At 72.5% G+C, this 3,122-nt stretch carries 1 pseudogene; it reads right to left on the bottom strand.

The features are described 5' to 3' along the window. Positions 1 to 3,117 (bottom strand): annotated as a pseudogene (locus tag ASC60_RS38375) (acyltransferase domain-containing protein); the annotation flags it as partial. Positions 3,118 to 3,122 lie beyond the last annotated feature (5 nt).

Below are 3,122 nucleotides of genomic sequence, written 5' to 3' on the forward strand. Positions count from 1 at the left end.
GGACTGGTCGAAGACGCCCATGACCCGGTCTCCGACCGCGACTTCGGTGACTCCGGGGCCGATCTCCACCACCACACCGGCGCCTTCGCCACCCAGCCCGGTCTGCCCCGGGACCATGCCCAGGCTCACCACGACGTCCCGGAAGTTGATGCCGGCCGCGCGGACGGCGATGCGCACCTGGCCCGTCCCCAGCGGTTCCAGCACCTTCGGGCAGGACACCGGCACCACGTTGTCCAGGGTGGGCGTACCGACCGTGTCCAGCCGCCATGCGGCCGGTTGCTCCACCGGGCCCACAAGTCCCGCGCCACCGGCGCCGGCCCGGACGAGACGGGGTACCAGGGCCCGCCCCGCACGGATGGCGAGCTGTGGTTCGTCGCTCGCCACGGCGTGGGTGATGGCGGCCCGTACGGTGTCGGCGTTGGTCTTGTCGTCGAGGTCGAGCAGGAGGAACCGGCCTGGGTTCTCCGACTGGGCGCTGCGTACGAGACCCCACGCAGCTGCGGCGGCCACCTGTACACCGTCTTCGGCGGAGCCGTCAACGGTGACCGCGCCGTGCGTCACGACCACCAACCGGGCGTCGGACAGCTGCGGTTCGGTCAGCCAGCCTTGGAGCAGGGCCAGCATCCGTTCCGTCATGGCCAGGCCCTCGGCCGCCATCGCCTCGCCGACGTCCATGGGCGGTACGTCGGCGAAGACCACCGGCGGGGTCGGCTCCCCGCGATCGAGCGCCTCGCCCAGTGCCGTGAGGTCCGGGAAGTGGCTCATGTCCGGGCGGGCAAGGTTCGGGGCATCGGTGCCCAGCACGGCCCAGCGACTATTGGCGTCCGCCGGTTCCGTGGTGTCCACCGCCAGGGGCAGGGACGTCCAGTCGAGGGTGAACAGGCTGTCCGTACGACGGGTGTCCACTGACCGCAACTGGTCCGCACTCGCCGGGCGCATCGCCACCGAATCCACCGTGAGCACCGGCGCGCCGACCGCGTCGGCCACGGTCACACGCAGCGCCCGCTCGCCGTCCGCGCTCTGCTCGTGGGGGGACAGCCGGACCCGGACCGTGGTCGCCTCGGCCGCCCATAGCGTCACGCCGTTCCACGCGAACGGCAACCACACCTGGCCAGGGGCGGGCTCGGTGTCCGTGCCGGTGGTGAGCCGGTCGATCAGCAGGGCCGGGTGCAGGGCGGCGTCGAGGAGCGCCGGGTGGATGCCGAAGCCATCGTGTTCGCCCGCGGCGTCCGGCAGCACCACCTCGGCCAGGACGTCCGCGCCGTCCTGCCACACCGCCCGCAGCCCCTGGAAGGCGGGCCCGTACGCATATCCGGCGGCCGCGACACGTTCGTAGAATCCCTCGGTCTCGAGTGGTTCCGCGCCCGCCGGGGGCCATGCGCCGCCCAGTCCGGCCACGTCGTCGGCGCGATCGGCGGGCGCGCTCAGTACGCCCTCCGCGTGGCACACCCACCCCGGGTCGGTGCCCGGTTCGGCATCGCGGTCGGGCCGCGAGTACACCTGCACGTCGGCGCGTCCGTCGTCCCCGGACGCGCCGACGACCACCTGGAGCCGCAGCCCGCCGGACGGGGGCAGCACCAGCGGAACCTGGAGCGCCAGCTCCTCCACACCACCGGCGCCGACCTCGTCGGCGGCCCGCAGAACCCACTCCGCCAGGGCCGCGCCCGGCACCAGCACCGCGTCCGCCACCACGTGGTCACCGAGCCACGCAGGCCTTCGCGCCGAGAGCCGGCCCGTCAGCACATGGCCACTGCCATCGGCAAGCTCCACAGCCGCGGCCAGCACAGGATGCCGCGCGGAGAGCAGCCCGAGGTCGGCGGGGTTGCCGCCGCGGCCGGTGTGGCCGTCGAGCCAATACCGCTCACGCTGGAAGGCGTAGGTGGGCAGCTCCACGACCCGGGGTGGGGGCGAGGTGGGATACAGGGTCGTCCAGTCGACGTCGACTCCGGAGATGAACGCCTGGGCGAGGGACCGCAGCAGCTGGGTCCGGTCTCCGTGGCCGCGGCGCAGTGTGGGGACCGTGACGGCCTGCACGCCCGTGCACTCGAAGGTCTCCTGCATGCCGATGGTCAGCACGGGGTGTGTGCTGGTCTCGATGAACGCCCGGTGCCCGTCGGCAAGCGCCGCCTCGAGCGCGTCGGCGAACCGTACGCGCTCCCGCAGGTTCGTCACCCAGTAGGCGGTGTCCAGTCGTGCCGTATCGGCCTGGCCGCCGGTCACCGTGGAGTAGAACGTGATGCCCTTTTGAGAGGTGTCGTTCGGGTGGATACCGTCCAATTCGCGGAACAGCTCGTCGCGGATCTCCTCGATCTGAGGGCCGTGCGAGGCGTAGTCCACGTCGATGAGCCGTGCGCGCTCGCCGTTCTCCTGGCATGCGGCCACCGCGGCGGCCACTTGCTGTGGCGGTCCTGAAATGACCGTCGAAGAAGGCCCGTTGACCGCAGCCACACCCACCGCGGCCGCCTCGTCGCCGAGCCGGGCCAGCAGCTGTCCGGCCTGCTCCTGGCCCACACCCAACGATGCCATCGCTCCGCCACCGGCCAGCCGGCGCAGGGCCCGGCTGCGCAGGGCCACGACCTTCGCGCCATCCTCCAGCGACAGCGCCCCGGCGACGACCGCTGCGGCGATCTCCCCCTGGCTGTGACCGACCACCGCGCCAGGTTTCACGCCGTGTCCGGCCCACACGGCGGCCAGGGACACCATCACCGCCCACAACGCCGGTTGCACCACATCGACCCGGCCCAGATCGCCCGCGTCCTCAGTGCCGCGCAGTACGTCGGTGAGTGTCCAGTCGACGTACGGCGACAGTGCCTGCTCGCACTCCGCCACCCGCGCCGCGAACACCGGCGACGCATCGAGCAGTGCGGCTCCCATCCCGGCCCACTGGGTTCCCTGGCCCGGAAACACCAGCACCGGGCCCACATCCCTCGGCGGTGCCGGGGCGGCCGCACGCACCACACCCGGGTGGGACTCCCCTGCCGCCAGCGCCTCGACCGCCGCCACCAGCTCCGTGTGGTCCTCGCCCAGCACCACGGCATGATGCTCGAACAGCGACCGGGACCTGATCAACGACCAGCCCACGTCCACCGGCCTCAGTCCAGGGTCCTCGGCCAGACGCGCCA

The organism is Streptomyces sp. NBRC 110028, from assembly GCF_001417735.1.
GTDB lineage: Bacteria > Actinomycetota > Actinomycetes > Streptomycetales > Streptomycetaceae > Streptomyces.